Source organism: Sneathiella sp. (assembly GCF_002694385.1).
GTDB lineage: Bacteria > Pseudomonadota > Alphaproteobacteria > Sneathiellales > Sneathiellaceae > Sneathiella.
Genome location: NZ_NZMB01000018.1, coordinates 168,395 through 185,061, shown reverse-complemented (window position 1 = coordinate 185,061; position 16,667 = coordinate 168,395). Strand labels below are relative to the sequence as shown.

19 protein-coding genes are annotated in these 16,667 nt (G+C 57.5%); 16 read left to right on the top strand and 3 right to left on the bottom strand.

Annotation, left to right across the window (positions count from 1 at the left end; genetic code table 11):
* The first annotated feature begins 153 nt into the window (after positions 1–153).
* Positions 154–411: a DUF6898 family protein gene (locus CMN55_RS12930; protein ID WP_293950225.1), complete on the top strand. Its 258-nt coding sequence runs from the start codon at positions 154–156 to the stop codon at positions 409–411.
* Between the two features lie 68 nt (positions 412–479).
* On the opposite strand, the gene CMN55_RS12925 is transcribed toward CMN55_RS12930, so the two are convergent.
* Positions 480–857 (bottom strand): Ros/MucR family transcriptional regulator, encoded by a 378-nt coding sequence (locus CMN55_RS12925; protein WP_293950224.1) that lies wholly within the window; start codon positions 855–857, stop codon positions 480–482.
* An 844-nt stretch (positions 858–1,701) separates the two neighbouring features.
* On the opposite strand from CMN55_RS12925, the gene glyA reads away from it, so the two are divergent.
* The 10 genes from glyA to CMN55_RS12875 all read left to right on the top strand — a co-directional run bounded on the left by glyA (position 1,702) and on the right by CMN55_RS12875 (position 10,232).
* On the top strand, positions 1,702–2,997 hold the full coding sequence (gene glyA / locus CMN55_RS12920; RefSeq protein WP_293950223.1) for a serine hydroxymethyltransferase: 1,296 nt from the start codon (positions 1,702–1,704) through the stop codon (positions 2,995–2,997).
* 55 nt (positions 2,998–3,052) lie between these two features.
* Positions 3,053–3,514 (top strand): transcriptional regulator NrdR, encoded by a 462-nt coding sequence (gene nrdR / locus CMN55_RS12915; protein WP_293950222.1) that lies wholly within the window; start codon positions 3,053–3,055, stop codon positions 3,512–3,514.
* Positions 3,515–3,541: 27 nt separating this feature from the next.
* Positions 3,542–4,657 (top strand): bifunctional diaminohydroxyphosphoribosylaminopyrimidine deaminase/5-amino-6-(5-phosphoribosylamino)uracil reductase RibD, encoded by a 1,116-nt coding sequence (gene ribD / locus CMN55_RS12910; RefSeq protein ID WP_293950221.1) that lies wholly within the window; start codon positions 3,542–3,544, stop codon positions 4,655–4,657.
* Positions 4,658–4,662: 5 nt separating this feature from the next.
* Positions 4,663–5,259: a riboflavin synthase gene (locus tag CMN55_RS12905; protein ID WP_293950220.1), complete on the top strand. Its 597-nt coding sequence runs from the start codon at positions 4,663–4,665 to the stop codon at positions 5,257–5,259.
* Positions 5,256–6,368, top strand: coding sequence for a 3,4-dihydroxy-2-butanone-4-phosphate synthase (gene ribB / locus CMN55_RS12900; RefSeq protein ID WP_293950219.1), 1,113 nt, complete (start codon positions 5,256–5,258; stop codon positions 6,366–6,368). Before CMN55_RS12905 ends, ribB begins: the two co-directional genes overlap by 4 nt.
* Positions 6,369–6,371: 3 nt before the next feature.
* Positions 6,372–6,836 carry a 6,7-dimethyl-8-ribityllumazine synthase gene (locus CMN55_RS12895; protein ID WP_293950218.1) on the top strand — a complete coding sequence of 155 codons (465 nt, stop codon included), beginning with the start codon at positions 6,372–6,374 and terminating at the stop codon, positions 6,834–6,836.
* Positions 6,833–7,312: a transcription antitermination factor NusB gene (nusB, locus tag CMN55_RS12890; protein ID WP_293950217.1), complete on the top strand. Its 480-nt coding sequence runs from the start codon at positions 6,833–6,835 to the stop codon at positions 7,310–7,312. Before CMN55_RS12895 ends, nusB begins: the two co-directional genes overlap by 4 nt.
* A 1-nt stretch (position 7,313) precedes the next feature.
* Positions 7,314–8,324 carry a thiamine-phosphate kinase gene (gene thiL, locus CMN55_RS12885; RefSeq protein ID WP_293950216.1) on the top strand — a complete coding sequence of 337 codons (1,011 nt, stop codon included), beginning with the start codon at positions 7,314–7,316 and terminating at the stop codon, positions 8,322–8,324.
* 103 nt (positions 8,325–8,427) lie between these two features.
* Complete coding sequence (locus CMN55_RS12880; protein ID WP_293950215.1) at positions 8,428–8,988, top strand: DUF4865 family protein; 561 nt, start codon at positions 8,428–8,430, stop codon at positions 8,986–8,988.
* Between the two features lie 47 nt (positions 8,989–9,035).
* Positions 9,036–10,232 carry an MFS transporter gene (locus CMN55_RS12875; protein ID WP_293950214.1) on the top strand — a complete coding sequence of 399 codons (1,197 nt, stop codon included), beginning with the start codon at positions 9,036–9,038 and terminating at the stop codon, positions 10,230–10,232.
* 65 nt (positions 10,233–10,297) lie between these two features.
* Here the strand turns inward: CMN55_RS12875 and ppa are convergent, their stop codons facing one another.
* On the bottom strand, positions 10,298–10,822 hold the full coding sequence (gene ppa / locus CMN55_RS12870) for an inorganic diphosphatase (protein WP_293950213.1): 525 nt from the start codon (positions 10,820–10,822) through the stop codon (positions 10,298–10,300).
* Positions 10,823–11,089: 267 nt separating this feature from the next.
* Here ppa and CMN55_RS12865 point away from each other — a divergent pair, with 267 nt between their 5' ends.
* On the top strand, positions 11,090–13,195 hold the full coding sequence (locus CMN55_RS12865; protein ID WP_293950212.1) for a sodium-translocating pyrophosphatase: 2,106 nt from the start codon (positions 11,090–11,092) through the stop codon (positions 13,193–13,195).
* A gap of 123 nt (positions 13,196–13,318) precedes the next feature.
* On the opposite strand, the gene CMN55_RS12860 is transcribed toward CMN55_RS12865, so the two are convergent.
* Positions 13,319–13,777, bottom strand: a complete 459-nt coding sequence (locus CMN55_RS12860) for an outer membrane protein assembly factor BamE (protein WP_293950211.1) — start codon at positions 13,775–13,777, stop codon at positions 13,319–13,321.
* A gap of 152 nt (positions 13,778–13,929) precedes the next feature.
* Between CMN55_RS12860 and CMN55_RS12855 the strand changes: the two genes are divergently transcribed.
* From CMN55_RS12855 to plsX, 4 genes are all read left to right on the top strand, one after another.
* Positions 13,930–14,472 (top strand): ubiquinol-cytochrome C chaperone family protein, encoded by a 543-nt coding sequence (locus tag CMN55_RS12855; RefSeq protein WP_293950210.1) that lies wholly within the window; start codon positions 13,930–13,932, stop codon positions 14,470–14,472.
* Positions 14,473–14,714: 242 nt separating this feature from the next.
* Positions 14,715–15,206 carry a YceD family protein gene (locus CMN55_RS12850; RefSeq protein ID WP_293950209.1) on the top strand — a complete coding sequence of 164 codons (492 nt, stop codon included), beginning with the start codon at positions 14,715–14,717 and terminating at the stop codon, positions 15,204–15,206.
* Positions 15,207–15,290: 84 nt separating this feature from the next.
* The gene (gene rpmF, locus CMN55_RS12845) at positions 15,291–15,476 is read left to right on the top strand and encodes a 50S ribosomal protein L32 (protein ID WP_293950208.1); all 186 of its coding nucleotides are present in this window, start codon (positions 15,291–15,293) and stop codon (positions 15,474–15,476) included.
* A 41-nt stretch (positions 15,477–15,517) separates the two neighbouring features.
* The gene (gene plsX, locus CMN55_RS12840; protein ID WP_293950207.1) at positions 15,518–16,663 is read left to right on the top strand and encodes a phosphate acyltransferase PlsX; all 1,146 of its coding nucleotides are present in this window, start codon (positions 15,518–15,520) and stop codon (positions 16,661–16,663) included.
* Positions 16,664–16,667 lie beyond the last annotated feature (4 nt).

Here is a 16,667-nt window from a genome sequence, read left to right as displayed (position 1 = left end):
CTTATTCTCCGGTTAGATATCTGTTTGCACGGCAAAGAGGTAATTCAAGTCCGTCTGTTTAACCGCTTTACGAGACGACATCAATATGCTTCATGGTGCTGTCGCCATAATATGGTATGTTCTATGCCAGTTTTATGCGGGCCGGAGAGGCGAATGACGGCGGATCGGGATATGGAAGGCTATATTATCGAATATCAGGCGCACGGGGTTTCGGTAAAGGTGTCGCTGTTCGATCCGGCGACGATGACGGAGGTGTCAATCGTTGGCGCGGCCAGCGCTTCGCGGGCGGAACTGGAGCGGGCGGTCATCGCCAGGCTTGCTTATGTGCTGAAACGGGAGGCGGGGGAGACTGCGGACGCCGATGAGAAACGCGGGCAGACGGCGCAAAAAAAACCCGGCATCATAGTCTAGCCGGGATCATACAGGCGATTGGACAGGGAGGGCCTGTGTCTGGAAGTCGGGGATGGCCAGAACGGCGTTCAGGCGCTTTTTCTTTTGCGGCCCAATCCGAATTCCTTGGCAAACTGCGATCTGCGTTTTGCATAGGCCGGGGCGACCATCGGATAATCGGGCGGTAGATTCCATTTCGCCCGGTATTCTTCCGGCGTCATATCATAGTTGGAGCGCAGATAGCGTTTCAGCATTTTAAGCTGCTTGCCGTCTTCCAGGCACACTAGGTAATCATTCTGAACCGACCGCTTGATCGGGACAGCGGGCTTCGGTTCCGATGGCTGGTCCGTCACTGCTTCCGTTTCCAGAGAAGCGAGAGAGCTGTAGACAGCCTTGATGACATCAACGATTTCCGAGTTTTCGATCTGGTTGTTACTGACATAGGCCGCAGTGATGTCCGCAGTCATGCGCAGCAACTCCTCACGTTCTGTGAGGGGTGAGGGACCTCCCTCCTTTAAGAAGTTCTGTGTCATTTTTATATTTCGTTCGCTTTTGGGTTGTTTAGGTGCCAATCGGCGTGAATACATGCAACGATTGACTGTATATGTCAATACATTGGCTTCCGAATTACATAAAATTTTCTTAAAAACTACATTCCTGATACTTAACAGAAACTTATCCGATTCCAATCATTAGTCTTCATTGTCAGAATAGATCAATATAATTTCTATTATATTCATCGGGCTTGCGAAAAACCGGACATAAAACCCGCCAATGGCACCGGAGTGTCAGTATTATTGCAAATTATGGCGCTATTTTGTCGTGGTGCTGCGATAATATATGACAAAAAAACTACTGAATAGAAAACGGTTCCGGGATAACTGGTTATCCGTAAATGGATGTCTCTCTATTTTCTCCGGAAACGGCGGCTAATCTAAGGTGCTTCTGCCTTTAGTTCAACCGTTCCTTTGCATTTTATCTGTTTTTTTTCAAGTAATCGCGCACAAATGCCTTCTGTTTGTCCATATAGGGAGGCGGACGGAAATTGCCAGCCTCCGGATTGTGAAAAAAACCGATACGGGCGCCGGGTTTTTCTATGCACCCTGAACGTCCTGTGCTATCCATCCGGCGCGGATTTCGCTGGCCTGAAAATGAGTGGCCTTCTGGGGCAGGCGCGCTGTCGGCAACGAAGCGCGGGAGGCAATTGATGCGGGTGCCGGGCGGGGATGCCGGCGGGCGGACCGGGACACGGATGATTGGCGACGCCGGCCTGCCGTTTGAGGCAGGGCGGTCCTATAAGGAGTGCGACAGATGACGAAGCAGACTGCTGAAACTGTAAAATTCTTCAAAGCGGATATTGAGCGGGACGACCCGGATGTTTTCAAGGCGATCGGGCTGGAACTGGGCCGTCAGCGCGACCAGATCGAGCTGATCGCCTCGGAAAATATCGTCAGCCCGGCGGTGATGGCCGCGCAGGGCTCGGTACTCACCAACAAATATGCCGAAGGCTATCCGGGACGTCGTTACTATGGCGGCTGTGAATTTGTCGATATTGTCGAGGAGCTGGCGATTTCCCGGGCGAAAGAACTGTTTGGTTGCGACTTCGCCAATGTCCAGCCCAATTCCGGTTCGCAGGCCAATCAAGGCGCTTTCATGGCGCTAATCAAGCCGGGCGACACCATTCTCGGCCTGTCGCTCGCCGCCGGGGGGCACCTGACCCATGGCGCGGCGCCGAACCAGTCGGGCAAATGGTTTAACGCCATTCATTACGGCGTTGACAAGACAACCCACCAGATCGACTTTGATCAGGTCCGCGCCCTTGCGAAAGAGCATCGTCCGCAGATGATCATCGCAGGTGGGTCCGCCTACCCGCGGCATCTGGACTTTGCGACCTTCCGTCAGATTGCTGATGAAGTCGGTGCGTATCTGATGGTCGATATGGCGCATTTCGCCGGCCTTGTCGCCGCCGGCGTACATCCGAGCCCGTTCCCCCATGCACATATCGTCACCACCACCACCCACAAGACGCTGCGCGGGCCCCGCGGCGGGATGATCCTCACCAATGACGAGGCAATTGCCAAGAAAGTCAATTCAGCCATTTTCCCGGGTATGCAGGGCGGCCCGCTGATGCATGTTATCGCGGGCAAGGCGGTTGCCTTTGGCGAAGCGCTGACCCCAGCCTTCAAGGCTTATTCCGCATCGGTTGTTGAAAATGCAAAGACGCTGGCGGCGACGCTGGTCGGCCACGGCCTCGATATCGTGTCCGGCGGTACAGACACTCATGTGATGCTGGTTGATCTCCGGCCCAAGAAGCTGACCGGCAACATCGCCGAACGGGCGCTCGAGAATGCTCATATCACCTGCAACAAGAACGGTATTCCGTTCGATCCGGAAAAGCCGATGGTGACATCTGGTGTGCGCCTTGGCACCCCGGCGGCGACAACGCGCGGCTTTGGCGTTGCTGAATTTACGAAAGTCGGCGATCTGATTGCCGAAGTGCTTGACGGACTGGCCGCAAATCCGGAGGATAACGGGGCTGTCGAGGCACGGGTTCGTGAAGAGGTGAAGGCGCTGTGTGACGCTTTCCCGATCTATCCGGGCCTCTAGGTCGGCCATGCCGGACGGTACAGCGGTTTTGACAAGCGAATAAGGAGCGATCGGAATGCGTTGTCCATTTTGCAGTAGTGAAGAAACGCAAGTTAAGGACAGCCGTCCGACAGAGGATAATACGGCCATTCGCAGGCGGCGCGCCTGTGCCACCTGCGGGGCCCGCTTCACCACGTTCGAGCGGGTGCAGCTTCGTGAGCTGACTGTCGTCAAGAAAGATGGCCAGCGCACCCCGTTCGAGCGGGAGAAGCTGGAACGGTCCATCAGCATCGCGACACGTAAACGCCCCGTTGATCCGGACCGGATCGACCGCATGATCAACGGCATCGTTCGTCAGCTTGAAAGCAGCGGTGACCAGGAAGTGCCATCGGAACGCATCGGCGAGCTGGTGATGGAAGGGCTGGCGGCGCTCGACAGTGTGTCTTATGTACGCTTCGCCTCCGTCTATAAGGATTTCCGCGAAGCGAAGGATTTTGAAGAATTTATCGGCGAGCTATCCGGCAACGTTTCAAGCTGAACGCGGCGTCTGAAAGCCTGAATCATTATGAATCCTGAAGAAAAATCACGTGACGAACGACATATGCGAAATGCGCTTCGCCTGGCGGGGCGCGGGCTGGGCCGGGTCGCGCCCAATCCGGCGGTCGGTTGCGTTATTGTCAAGGCTGGTCAGGTTATCGGCCGGGGCTGGACACAGGATGGCGGCCGTCCCCATGCGGAGACGGTGGCCCTGCAAAGGGCGGGGGAGGAGGCACGTGGCGCCACGGCCTATGTCACGCTGGAGCCCTGTGCGCATCACGGGAAAACACCCCCCTGCGCAGAGGCGTTGATCAAGGCCGGTCTGGCGCGTGTGGTGATTGCGTTGCGTGATCCGGATGAACGGGTCAATGGCCTTGGCATCGAGATGCTGCAAAAGGCAGGTGTCCGGGTTACGGAAAGTATCTGCGCGGAAGCGGCAGCGGAGCTGAACGCTGGTTTCATCATGACACGGCGGCAGGGTCGGCCGCTGGTCACGCTGAAAATGGCAACCAGCCTGGATGGACGCATCGCAACGGCCAGCGGCGACAGCAAATGGATCACCTCTCCGGCAGCGCGCCGTTTCGGGCATCTCCTGCGGGCGCAGAATGATGCCATCATGGTCGGGGTGAATACGGTGCTTGTGGACAATCCCGAATTAACCTGTCGTATTGATGGCCTCACGCAGCATTCACCGGTGCGTATCGTTGCGGATTCGCGACTTAGACTGCCACTCACCTCGAAGCTGGTGGCGAGTGCGGGAGAGACGCCGCTCTGGATTATCACAGTGCCGGACAATGACCGTGACCGCCTGAAGGCGCTGGAAGATATCGGCGTCACTATTATTGAAGTGACAGCCAATGCCTCGGGCTTGCCGGAAATGACGGAGGCGCTTTCCGCTCTGGCCGAACGGGGAATGACGCGAATACTTGTCGAGGGAGGTTCCCATCTTCAGGCAAGCTTGATAAAAGAGGGATTGGCGGATCGGCTGGAATGGTTTCGGGCAAGTTCGATCATTGGCGGTGACGGTATCCCGGCGCTGCAATCCATCGGGCTTGAACGGATCAGCGACGCGCCGGAACTTGACCTGATCGGGGAACGCCGGTTGGGAAGAGATTTGTTGGAAAGTTATTTTCTTCGGAATTGAGCATTATGTTTACAGGCATTATCACCGATGTCGGGCGGGTGCGCGCCATCGAAAAAGCAGGCGATACCCGGATCGAGATCGAGACTGTTTATGATCTGGAGACTGTCGATATCGGCGCCTCTATTGCCTGTTCGGGGCCTTGCCTTACGGTAATTGAGAAAGGGGAGGGCTGGTTCGCCGTCGAAGCGTCCGATGAAACCCTGTCCTGCACCAATGTCGGCGATTGGATCGTCGGAACGACTGTCAATCTGGAGCGGGCGTTAAAGGTTGGTGACGAGCTTGGCGGCCATATGGTCAGCGGCCATGTGGATACCGTGGTCAATCTCCTGATGCAGGAGCAGATTGGCGATTCCACCAAGCTGGTTTTCTCCCTGCCGCCGAAATATGCGCCGTTTGTCGCGGCCAAGGGTTCAGTCGCGCTGGACGGGGTTTCCTTAACCGTCAACGAGGCGACGGACGATCACTTCACCGTCAATATCATCCCCCATACGCAGGATCATACCACTTTCGGCGGTTTTACCATCGGCCGCCGCGTCAATATGGAAATAGATGTGCTGGCGCGTTACGTCGCGCGCATGACTGAGGTAAATAACAAAAAATGAGCTATAAGGAATACCTCGCCTCGGCAGAGGAAATTATTGAAGACGCCCGTAACGGCAAGATGTTCGTGCTGGTCGATGCGGAAGACCGCGAGAATGAGGGCGATCTTGTCATTCCGGCCCAGTTCGCAACGCCGGATGCCATCAACTTCATGGCCAAGCATGGCCGCGGGTTGATCTGCCTGTCCATGACGGAGGCGCGGGTCAATACCCTGGGTCTGCCCTTGATGGCGCAGGATAACGCGTCCCGCCTGACCACCAACTTCACGGTCTCGATCGAGGCGAGGGAAGGCGTCACCACCGGCATTTCGGCGGCGGATCGCGCCCATACGATTGCCGTCGCGGTTGATCCGACCAAGGGCGCCGTCGATATTGTCTCGCCGGGGCATGTGTTTCCGCTTGTGGCGCGCGAAGGCGGGGTACTGCGCCGCGCTGGCCATACGGAGGCGGCGGTTGATATCTCCCGCCTTGCCGGCCTTAACCCGGCGGGGGTGATCTGCGAGATCATGAATGACGACGGCACCATGGCCCGGCTGCCCGATCTGGTGAAGTTCGCCCAGTTCCATGGCCTCAAAGTCGGCACGATCGCCGATCTGATCGCTTATCGCCGCCGTCATGACAGCCTGATTACGCGCGAGGTGGAAGCGGATATCAGCAGTAAATATGGCGGCGATTGGCGGATGATTGTCTTCTCCAACAAGCCCGAATATGCGGAGCATGTGGCGCTGGTGAAGGGCAATGTTTCCGGTGAGGAGCCGGTGATGGTGCGGATGCATGCGCTCAATCTGCTCGGCGATGTGCTGGGCGAGGTCGATGAAAGCCCCGATATCCTGCATGACGCCATGGCGCAGATTGATGAAGCGGGTCAGGGTGTCGTTGTCCTCATACGTGAGCCGCGTCCGATGGCCATGTCCGATCGGGTGCGCCGCAAGCTCGGCAAGCCGCTGAAAGAACCGCAGGAGCTGCGCGACTATGGCATCGGCGCGCAGATTCTTCTGGATCTCGGGGTCCGCAATATGATCCTGCTTTCCAATAACAAACGCACCGTGGTGGGGCTGGACGGCTATGGCCTGACCATTGCCGAAACCCGGGCCATCACCAAAAAGGGTTGATCCATGAACAGCGATATCCATGTGCTGGTCGTTGAGGCGGATTTCTACCGCGATATTTCCGATGCGTTGCTGGACGGAGCGAAAGAGGCGCTGGACGCTGCCGGGGCCAGTTACGATGTGATACAGGTGCCGGGTTGTCTCGAAATTCCGGCGGCCATTCGCTTCGCCATCAAATCGATGGAGTTTACGGGCGGACGGCGGCGGTATGATGCCTATGTCGCGCTCGGCTGCGTGATCCGCGGCGAAACCTCCCATTACGATACGGTGTCGGAGGAAAGCGCCCGTGCGCTGATGGATATTTCCACCGATTATTGCGTTGCTCTTGGAAACGGGATCATCACCTGCGAGAATGAGGCGCAAGCCTGGGCGCGGGCCCGCAAGGGTGAGAAGAACAAGGGCGGCGGGGCGGCGGTGGCGGCGCTTCAGATGCTGAGACTCAAAGCAAAATTCGGAATGTACCCGCGATGAATGCGCGTAGCGAAAAACGGGGCGACAAGCACAGCCGCCGCACACTGGCCCGGCTCAATGCAGTGCAGGCGCTGTATCAGCTTGAGCATGATCCGCGTCCCGCCGAAGAGGTGGTGGAGGAATTCCTGCTGCATCGCGTCGGGGCGGAGTTGGACGGCGACCAGTTCAAAGACAGTGATAAGCCGCTGTTTCGCGATATCGTCATACATACGCGGGAACGGCAGGCGGAAATTGACGCGCTGATTGCCGACCGGCTGGAAAAGGATCGGACGACGGACCGGCTGGAGGTTGTACTGCTGTGCCTGCTGCGCGCCGCGACATATGAGTTTCTCGCTCGTATCGACAGTCCGGCGAAGGTCCTGATCAAGGAATATATCGGCATCGCCCGGAGTTTCTTCACGGGCAAGGAACCGGCGCTGGTCAACGGGGTTCTCGACAAGATCGCGAAAGAGCTGCGCCCCGGCGAATTCGGGTGAGATGATGGCGGGACCGGGCGATACGGGCCGCGAGGATATGGGCGAATTCGCCCTGATCGAGACGCTGTTCAAACCGCTTGCCGCTGCCACTCCCGCCGCCCTTGGCCTTGGCGATGATGCGGCGGTCCTGACGCCCCGTCCGGGCCGGGATCTTGTCTTCACCAAGGATGCCATGGTCGAAGGGGTGCATTTTCTGAGCAATGATGATCCCGCCGATGTGGCTCGCAAGCTGCTCAGGGTCAACCTGTCCGATCTTGCCGCGATGGGAGCGGTTCCGGTCGGTTATCTGCTCGCGACCTTTTGGCCGGAGGGAATCGCCCGCGGCTGGATAGAGGGCTTTGTCGCCGGTCTGGCCACCGATCAGGCGGAATTTGATATCGGGCTGCTGGGCGGTGATACGGTGCGCACGCCGGGTCCGCTGTGCCTTTCGCTCACTGCTGTTGGCGAGGTGGATAGTGGTCGGGCGCTTCGCCGCAACGGGGCGGAGGCGGGGGATCTGATCGCGGTTTCGGGCAGTATCGGCGATGCGGCGCTGGGGCTGATGATCTTGCAGGGCGGAAAGCTTCCTGACCTTTCGGCGGCGGCACGCGACTATCTGATCGCCCGCTATCATTTACCAAAGCCGCGTCTTGCGCTGGGGCAACAGATAACCGGTTTTGCCCACGCCTGTCTTGATATCTCTGACGGGCTGATCGCCGATATCGGCCATATTGCAGATCAATCTTCCCTGGCCGCAATTATTGACTGGCAGACGGTCCCCTTTTCCGAAGCGGCGCGTGAAGCTCTTGCGGCGGATGAAGGGCTGTTCTCGGCATTGCTGACCGGCGGGGATGATTATGAGTTGGCCTTTACTTTCCCGCGCGCCAAGGCGGAGGCGCTGGCTGCGATCTCCGGCAAGGCGGGGGTGCCGCTGGCCATTGTCGGGGAAATGACGGGCGGCAGCGGTGTCACGGTACGCGGACCGGATGGTCATGAACTGCCATTGGCGACCGCCGGGTGGCGACATTTTTAGGATGCGGCGCCATCTGCATATTAGCTATGCATATGTGTGGGTTGTTTTTTCGTCACATTCTTGACATATTCCACGAAAATTTCGTGTATAACGGGAGACATATATGCTGGCGATGCAATATTCGGTTCGCTTGCCGCAGGAATTCGACGAAACCCAGATCCGCAAGCATGTGGCGATACGCAGCCCGTTGTTTAACGGCTTTCCGGGGCTAAGGCATAAATTCTACCTGTATGATTCTGAAGAAAAAGTCTATGCCCCCTTTTATATCTGGGAAAATGCGCAGTATGCGCAGGAGTTTCTGCTCGATAATCTGTTCAATGGGGTTTCGCAGAAATTTGGCCGCCCGCGTGTTCGTAGCTGGCAGGTTGTGGCGTTTGACTATGGCAACCTGAAGGAAGATCCGGGATATATGCGCAGCGCCATTGACAAGGTGTCCGCCCGGCAGTCGGTGGGTACGCAGATGGACCGGGAAAAGGCGCGTCACGACAAGTTACTTAATGCGGCGGGTCTTTATGCGCATATGGTGCTGCTCGATCCCGACCGCTGGGAAGTCGGGCATTTCAGCCTCTGGGGCAGCCGGACACAGGCAAGCCCCGTCAATGCCGACTGCATTGATGAATATACGGTCCTGAAAAGCTATCGCCATCTTGAAGGGGCCGCTTGAGGGCGCTGGTTTTCTCAATTTAATCCGTAACAACAGGAAATATCGGCATGATGGATCGCCGGACCAAGATAAGCATTCTTTTGATGTCCGGCTGCCAGGCGCTGCTCAACAGCACCACGGCCATCATGATTTCCTCGGCGGCGCTGGTGGCGTTGATTCTGCTGGGGCCGGACAAGTCACTGGCGACGCTGCCGGTGACGGCGGTGGTGACGGGGACGGCCCTTGCCACGCTTCCGGCCTCGCTTTTCATGCGGCGGGTTGGTCGGCAGTCTGGCTTTATCTTTGGTGCCGGGCTCGGTATTTTCGGCGCCGCCATCTGTAGCTATGCGGTTTGGGTCGGCAATTTCTGGATTTTCACGATTGGCGCCATGTTTGTCGGTATGTACACGGCATTCGGCAATTATTACCGTTTTGCGGCCGTTGATGTCGCCGGACAGGCCAATCGGTCCAAAGCGGTTTCCTATGTGATGGCGGGCGGGCTGATCGCCGGGTTTCTCGGTCCGCAGATCGCGAGCCATAGCCGCGAGCTGTTCGTGCCCTTCCTTTATCTCGGTACCTATCTTTCGGTGATCTTGCTCGGGTTTCTCGCCATTTTGCTGATCAGCCTTGTGCGTATTCCGAAGATGAAGGCGGCTGTCTCGGACGAGCCGCAGCGTCCGATGCTGGAGATTATCCGCCAGCCGACCTTCATTATCGCCGCGCTCAGCGCCATGATCGGTTATGGCGCCATGAACCTGATCATGACGGCGACGCCGCTTGCGATGGTTGGCTGCGGTCATGATGCGTCCGATTCATTCAATGTCATCAGCTGGCATGTGGTGGCCATGTTCGGGCCGAGTTTCTTTACCGGTTCGCTGATCGCACGTTTTGGCGAATATCGCATCATCATTACCGGCGCGCTGCTCGGAATTGTCTGTGTCGCCATTTCCCTTCTGGGACTGGAACTGGTCAATTTCTACACTGCCCTGATCCTGCTCGGGGTGTCCTGGAATTTCATGTTCATCGGCGGTACGACGCTGGTGACCACCACCTATCGCCCGTCGGAAGCCGCCAAGGTCCAGGGGATGAATGATTTTCTCGTCTTCGGCACGGTGGCGACGGCATCGCTGCTCAGCGGTCAACTGCAAGAGCGCTTTGGCTGGGAAATGGTGAATTACTTCGCCCTGCCGATGTTCGCGCTGGTGATCCTGATGGCACTGCTTAACATGCGCGGCGGCAGACGGCAGATTGCGGCGGCGGAATAAGGCATGAAAAAGGCGGGCCTTCGCATGGACAGGCCCGCCGAATTTGTGCTGGCAGACGGTTGTGGTCAGCCCTTGCTGATAAGAGACTTGCGGATGATTTCCGCTGCTTCCTCGGCATCACCCCAACGCTTGATACGGACCCATTTGTCGGTTTCCAGATCTTTGTAATGTTCGAAGAAATGCGAAATCTGGTCGAGTAGAATGCCGCGCAGATCGGTATAGTTATTGATGTTGGAATAGTAGGGGTGCAGCGCATCAACGGGCACGCTCAGAATCTTTTCATCCTGACCGGCTTCGTCCTCCATGATCAGGACGCCGACCGGGCGGGCGCGAATGATGGCGCCCGGCATGACCGGGATCGGCCCGGCAACCAGTACATCGACCGGATCGCCGTCATCGGCGAGGGTCTGCGGAATGAAGCCGTAGTTGCACGGATAGAACATGGCCGTATGCAGAAAACGGTCGACGAACATCGCGCCGCTATCCTTGTCCACTTCATATTTAACGGGCACGCCACCAATCGGAATTTCGATGATCACATTCACGTCCCACGGGACATTTTTGCCAGCCGGGATTTTTGAAACATCCATTGCTTTGTTGTCTCCTGAAAATTCTGGCGTTGCGATACCATGTTCCACAAATTTTTGCACCTGCTAATCGAAAAAAAATGTTGAAATATAATATACTAAATTAGTTGGATACTATATTCTGCCGCCTGCGGGCTTATCCGGCATCCGGCTTTCCGACCGATATTAAGGGGGTAAGAACAGACCGGTCCGGGATGCCCCAAAGGCCTATAATAAAAAAGGGCCATGCGCGTCATGGCGGGTTCGTAACAATCAGGGGGTTTTAGAATAATGTCAGTAGTAATTTGGATTCCGATCATTTGCGGGCTGATTGCGCTCGGCTATGGTGCCTATGCGGCGCGCGCAGTGATCTCGCATGATGCGGGCACGCAGAAGATGCAGGACATTGCCGCCGCCATTCAGGAAGGGGCATCTGCCTATCTGAACCGGCAGTATCTGACCATCGGTCTTGTCGGGGTCGTGATTTTTGTCCTTCTCTTCTTTCTCATGGATCTGAATGTGGCCATCGGCTTTGCCATTGGCGCCGTTCTTTCTGGCGCGGCGGGCTTTATCGGGATGAATGTGTCGGTGCGCGCCAATGTGCGGACGGCGGCGGCGGCGGCGAAAAGCCTGAAAGAAGGCCTTAGTGTTTCTTTCATGGCAGGCGCCGTTACCGGGCTTCTGGTGGTTGGTCTCGCCCTGCTTGCGGTGGCGGGCTACTATGGGTATCTGCTGGCCTCCGGCGTGACGGGGCGCGGCATCGTTGACAGTCTTGTGGCTCTCAGCCTGGGTGCATCGCTGATCTCCATCTTCGCCCGTCTGGGCGGTGGCATCTTCACCAAGGGCGCCGATGTGGGCGCCGATCTGGTTGGCAAGGTCGAGGCGGGTATCCCCGAAGATGACCCCCGCAACCCGGCTGTGATTGCCGACAACGTGGGGGACAATGTCGGCGACTGCGCCGGTATGGCCGCCGATTTGTTCGAAACCTATGCCGTGACGGTTGTGGCCACCATGGTTCTGGCGTCCATCTATTTCACGGGCGATGCGGCGATGATGGCCTATCCGCTGATGATTGGCGGGGTGTGCATTATCACTTCCATCATCGGCACCTTCTTTGTCAAGCTGGGGGCGAGCAACAATATCATGGGCGCGCTCTACAAGGGCTTTATCGTCACGACGGTTCTGTCCGCCCTTGCGCTCTGGCCGATTACCCAGTTCACCGTGGGGATGAACACTGTCTATAACATCGGCGCTACTCAGTTTACGGGATGGAGCCTGTTTTTCTGCGGTATTGTCGGGTTGGTGGTGACCGGGCTTTTGATCTGGATTACCGAATATTATACCTCGACAGAATATCGCCCCGTGCGCAGCATTGCGGCCGCGTCCGAAACCGGGCATGGCACCAATGTGATCCAGGGCCTCGCCGTGTCGATGGAGGCAACGGCAGTTCCCGCGATCATCATCGTGGCCGGGATCATCGTTTCCTATAACCTCGCGGCGCTGTTCGGCATTGCCATTGCGGTGACGACCATGCTGGCGCTGGCCGGAATGATCGTTGCACTCGACGCTTACGGGCCCGTCACCGATAACGCCGGCGGTATCGCCGAAATGGCGGAGATGGACGATGAGGTGCGCAAGACCACCGATGCGCTCGATGCCGTTGGCAATACCACCAAGGCGGTGACCAAGGGTTATGCCATCGGCTCCGCCGGTCTCGGCGCGCTGGTGCTGTTCGCTGCGTATACGGAGGATCTGACTTACTTCATTGCCAACGCAACGGCGGATCAGTTCAGCTTCTTCCAGGGCGTGACCCTCGATTTCAGTCTGAAAAATCCGTACATCGTGGTCGGGCTGATCCTGGGCGGGCTGCTGCCCTATCTGTTCGGGGCCATGGGCATGATGGCGGTCGGTCGCGCGGCGGGTTCCGTCGTGCGCGAAGTGCGGCGCCAGTTCAAGGAAATCCCCGGCATCATGGAAGGCACGGGCAAGCCCGATTATGGCCGCGCGGTGGATATGCTGACGCGGGCCGCGATCAAGGAGATGATCATTCCGTCCCTCCTGCCGCTGCTGGCGCCCATCGTGGTGTTCTTTGTCATGATGTTCATTGCCGACAAATCGGCGGCCTTCGCGACAGTGGGGGCCATGCTGCTCGGTGTGATCATCACGGGGCTGTTCGTTGCCGTCTCCATGACGGCGGGCGGCGGTGCCTGGGATAACGCCAAGAAGTATATCGAGGATGGCCATCATGGCGGCAAGGGCACGGATGCCCATGCGGCGGCGGTCACCGGCGATACCGTCGGCGATCCTTACAAGGATACAGCGGGTCCCGCTGTCAATCCGATGATCAAGATCACCAACATCATCGCACTGCTGTTGCTGGCCTCTCTGGCCCATTAAGCAGCAGAGCAGAGCGGATAAAACGACCCCCGGCTTTTGGGCCGGGGGTTTTTACTTCTGAATATATGCTGACGCGGGAAGGCGGCTTTGCTTGAGCCTGCCCGATGTGAGAGAGCAGCGCTACTACTGGCCCTCGCCGCCCTGGTTGAAGCGGCCGAGGTTGCCGAAAAGCTGCTCCAGAAGGCCGAGCTTGCGGCCGCCGGTCGGAGTTTCCCGCTCGACAATCTGGACTTCCTCTCCGGCCGTGAGATCAAGACCTTCAAGCTCTGATACCACATCATTGAGATCGAACTTGACGACGAGAATCTCCCGCTCCGTCACTTCCTTTGCAAAGAAGGCGAGATGTTCTGTTTTGCTGCTGATGTAATACCAGGAATCGCCTTCAGTTTGAAAGGTGGTGATGGCGGAGGGTGAGCCCATGATCTCCTGTACCATATCCTTGGTGGTGACGCCCGCCTGAAGCTGCGCCACCTGTTCCGCATCAAAATGATAGCCCTGATCGGACTTGATGGGTTCGCAGGCCGCGAGGGCAAGCCCGAGGGCGGCAATGCAGAATCCTGTCGTCAGTTTCCCTGTGTTCATGGATCGGCGCGGCTTTCGGTTGACTATCTACCCGGTAATGCGTAATTCAGGCATATAAATGGCCTGACGCTTGGGAAATGTCAAATTTTCTGATAAATGCAGGCAGATTTTGAACACCGCCCGGATATGCGCCGCAAGGGCAGGGGAGTCGTATGATCCTTTCAAGACTGTTTCGCCGTCATTCGTTGGAAAAACCGGCGGCCGCGCTTTATGGCGATATCGTGCGCCGCGCGCGAACGCCGGTCTTTTATGAGCAGGCGGGCGTGCCCGATACGGTCGATGGCCGGTTCGAAATGATCACGCTGCATGCCTTTCTTGTCATGCGCCACCTTCGCCGGGGCGGAGAGCAGGCGCAGAAACTTTCTCAGACGTTGTTTGATCAGATGTTCGCCGATATGGATCAGAGCCTGCGCGAAATCGGAATTGGCGATCTCAGTGTCGGCAAGCATATCAAGAAGATGGCCAAAGCCTTCTATGGCCGGGTGGCGGCATATGACGCGGCGCTGGATGGCGGGGCGGAGCCGCTGGAAGATGCGCTGCGGCGCAATCACTACGGCACGGCGGAGGAAGTGCCGGATGCGGCTGTCAGGCTGTTGGCCGATTATGTGCGGTCGGCGGATGCATATATGACGGCCGTCGGTGCTGCGCCGCTGCTGGCCGGGCGGGCTGATTTCGGCCCGGTACCGGAGGAGTGAGGCGCACAATCTGATGATCCGAAGGATGGAAAAGGCCGCTTCCGCTGCGGGATTTTAGCCGGGCGACAAAAACATTGACCGCAGACGGCGAAACCAGTATTTTCGCGCCTTCGAATCGCCTGCCCGCCGGATCGCTCCTGCGGGCCAAACGGGTGCGGGTTTTGAAAGGAATTGTCGCAATGCAGGAGACCGGCGGAGATTTCGCGCGGTGGATTAATGTCGAACGTCTGGGGAGAGAGCCCATGACTTTCGATGTCGTTGCGACAGAATCGGAAAACGCGGCGCTGGCTAAGTCCCTTGATATTGAAGGGGTTTCTGATGTCCATGCGCGCGGATCGCTGTCCCGGCGCGGCGCCAGCGGGCAGATCGAGCTGACGGGACGTTTGACGGCAACGGCGACCCAGGCCTGTGTGGTGACGTTAGAACCGGTCTCGCAGGCGATTGACGTGGAATTTACGGTGTTCTACACCTTCGACCCCGGTGACCTCGTGATCGAGGAGGCGGAAAAAGTCGTTGGCATGGAAGAGCCGGATTTGCCGGAGCTGATTGTGGGCAGTCGCCTGAATCTGGCGGATATGATAACGGAACAGATCGCGCTTGCGCTTGACCCCTATCCGCGTAGCGCGGACGCGCCAGAGCTGATGGATAACGAAGAAACCCTGGAGAGGGCCAAACAAGAGCAGGGGGTGCACAAACCCTTTGCAAATTTGAAGGACTTGATGAACAAGAAGTGATATGAAGAGTAGAGGCGTTTCATCTCACTGTGGATTTTGATACCGCCCCGCCGCGGCAGGGCACTGAAGTGAAAGACTAGGAAAATGGCAGTACCAAAAAGGAAAACCACCAAATCCAAGCGCAACATGCGCCGGGCTCATGATGCGCTGGTTGGCACGCAGGTTCAGGAATGCCCGAACTGCGGCGAAATGAAGCGTTCACACCATATCTGCTCCTCCTGCGGTCATTATGGTGACCGTGAGGTCCTGGAAACGAGCGAAATCCTCTGATCGGCGTCTGCTGACCAGGACAGCCGGACCCGGATATAAATATGCCCGATAATATTGTCATTGCCCTTGATGCGATGGGAGGAGATCACGCTCCTGACATCGTTATTAAGGGCATTGATATTGTGCGTGTGCAGTTTCCCAAGGCCCGGTATCTTTTGTTCGGCGATCAGGCGCGGCTGGAACCACTCCTGCGGGCGTATCCATCTGTTCGCGCGCTTTGTGAGCTTCGCCACACCGATGAGGCTGTCAAATCCGAGGACAAGCCCAGCCAGGCGCTTCGCAAGGGCCGCAAGAGCAGTATGCGCCTTGCCATTGACGCTGTGCGCAATGGAGAGGCGGGGGCCATTGTCTCGGCCGGGAATACCGGCGCGCTGATGGCAATGGCGAAGATTTCCCTGCGTATGATGGCGGGCATTGACCGCCCGGCCATTGCCTCCGTGCTGCCCTCGCCGCGCGGTGAGACGGTTATGCTCGATCTGGGCGCCAATGTGGAGTGCGATGCCGACAATCTTGTACAGTTCGCCTTCATGGGGGCCGATTTTGCCCGCGCCGTTCTGGGCCGTGTGCCGCCGCGGGTTGCGCTGCTCAATGTCGGGATCGAGGACCTGAAAGGCAACGATACCATCCGCGAGGCGGGGGAGCGGCTGAAGGCCATTGAAAACCCGCCCTTTGATTATCATGGCTTTGTCGAGGGGGACGATATCACCCGCGGCGTTGTCGATGTGATTGTGACGGACGGCTTTACCGGCAATGTCGCACTCAAGACTGCCGAAGGGGTGGTCCGGCTGTTCACTGATTTTCTACGGGCCGGTTTCCGCAGCTCCCTGATGTCAAAGATCGGCTATCTTTTTGCCCGCGGCGGTCTGAACATCCTGAAGGAAAGGCTGGACCCGCGCGCCTATAATGGCGGCGTATTGCTGGGTCTGAACGGCCTCTGCGTGAAAAGCCATGGCGGCACGGATGAAACCGGCTTCGCCAACGCCATCGGGGTTGCCATTGAAATGGTATCCGATGATATGATCGAGAAAATGCGCTCAAATTTCGAGACCTTTGATATGGCGGAGAAAATGAGCAATAATGCTTCCAGTTTTGATAGCGGGGAAAATCAGCGTGAGGGCGCTGTCCCGTCTTCGAAAAAGTTAGCCACGTCCGTTGAAGCCACAGACACCGTCAAGGATGCCGGTTAGAACA

Bases quoted from the DNA above. Each gene is read 5' to 3' on its own strand.
- CMN55_RS12930 (WP_293950225.1), top strand. From the start codon at position 154: ATGACGGCGGATCGGGATATGGAAGGCTATATTATCGAATATCAGGCG.
- CMN55_RS12925 (WP_293950224.1), bottom strand. From the start codon at position 857: ATGACTGCGGACATCACTGCGGCCTATGTCAGTAACAACCAGATCGAA.
- glyA (WP_293950223.1), top strand. From the start codon at position 1,702: ATGACGAAGCAGACTGCTGAAACTGTAAAATTCTTCAAAGCGGATATT.
- nrdR (WP_293950222.1), top strand. From the start codon at position 3,053: ATGCGTTGTCCATTTTGCAGTAGTGAAGAAACGCAAGTTAAGGACAGC.
- ribD (WP_293950221.1), top strand. From the start codon at position 3,542: ATGAATCCTGAAGAAAAATCACGTGACGAACGACATATGCGAAATGCG.
- CMN55_RS12905 (WP_293950220.1), top strand. From the start codon at position 4,663: ATGTTTACAGGCATTATCACCGATGTCGGGCGGGTGCGCGCCATCGAA.
- ribB (WP_293950219.1), top strand. From the start codon at position 5,256: ATGAGCTATAAGGAATACCTCGCCTCGGCAGAGGAAATTATTGAAGAC.
- CMN55_RS12895 (WP_293950218.1), top strand. From the start codon at position 6,372: ATGAACAGCGATATCCATGTGCTGGTCGTTGAGGCGGATTTCTACCGC.
- nusB (WP_293950217.1), top strand. From the start codon at position 6,833: ATGAATGCGCGTAGCGAAAAACGGGGCGACAAGCACAGCCGCCGCACA.
- thiL (WP_293950216.1), top strand. From the start codon at position 7,314: ATGATGGCGGGACCGGGCGATACGGGCCGCGAGGATATGGGCGAATTC.
- CMN55_RS12880 (WP_293950215.1), top strand. From the start codon at position 8,428: ATGCTGGCGATGCAATATTCGGTTCGCTTGCCGCAGGAATTCGACGAA.
- CMN55_RS12875 (WP_293950214.1), top strand. From the start codon at position 9,036: ATGATGGATCGCCGGACCAAGATAAGCATTCTTTTGATGTCCGGCTGC.
- ppa (WP_293950213.1), bottom strand. From the start codon at position 10,822: ATGGATGTTTCAAAAATCCCGGCTGGCAAAAATGTCCCGTGGGACGTG.
- CMN55_RS12865 (WP_293950212.1), top strand. From the start codon at position 11,090: ATGTCAGTAGTAATTTGGATTCCGATCATTTGCGGGCTGATTGCGCTC.
- CMN55_RS12860 (WP_293950211.1), bottom strand. From the start codon at position 13,777: ATGAACACAGGGAAACTGACGACAGGATTCTGCATTGCCGCCCTCGGG.
- CMN55_RS12855 (WP_293950210.1), top strand. From the start codon at position 13,930: ATGATCCTTTCAAGACTGTTTCGCCGTCATTCGTTGGAAAAACCGGCG.
- CMN55_RS12850 (WP_293950209.1), top strand. From the start codon at position 14,715: ATGACTTTCGATGTCGTTGCGACAGAATCGGAAAACGCGGCGCTGGCT.
- rpmF (WP_293950208.1), top strand. From the start codon at position 15,291: ATGGCAGTACCAAAAAGGAAAACCACCAAATCCAAGCGCAACATGCGC.
- plsX (WP_293950207.1), top strand. From the start codon at position 15,518: ATGCCCGATAATATTGTCATTGCCCTTGATGCGATGGGAGGAGATCAC.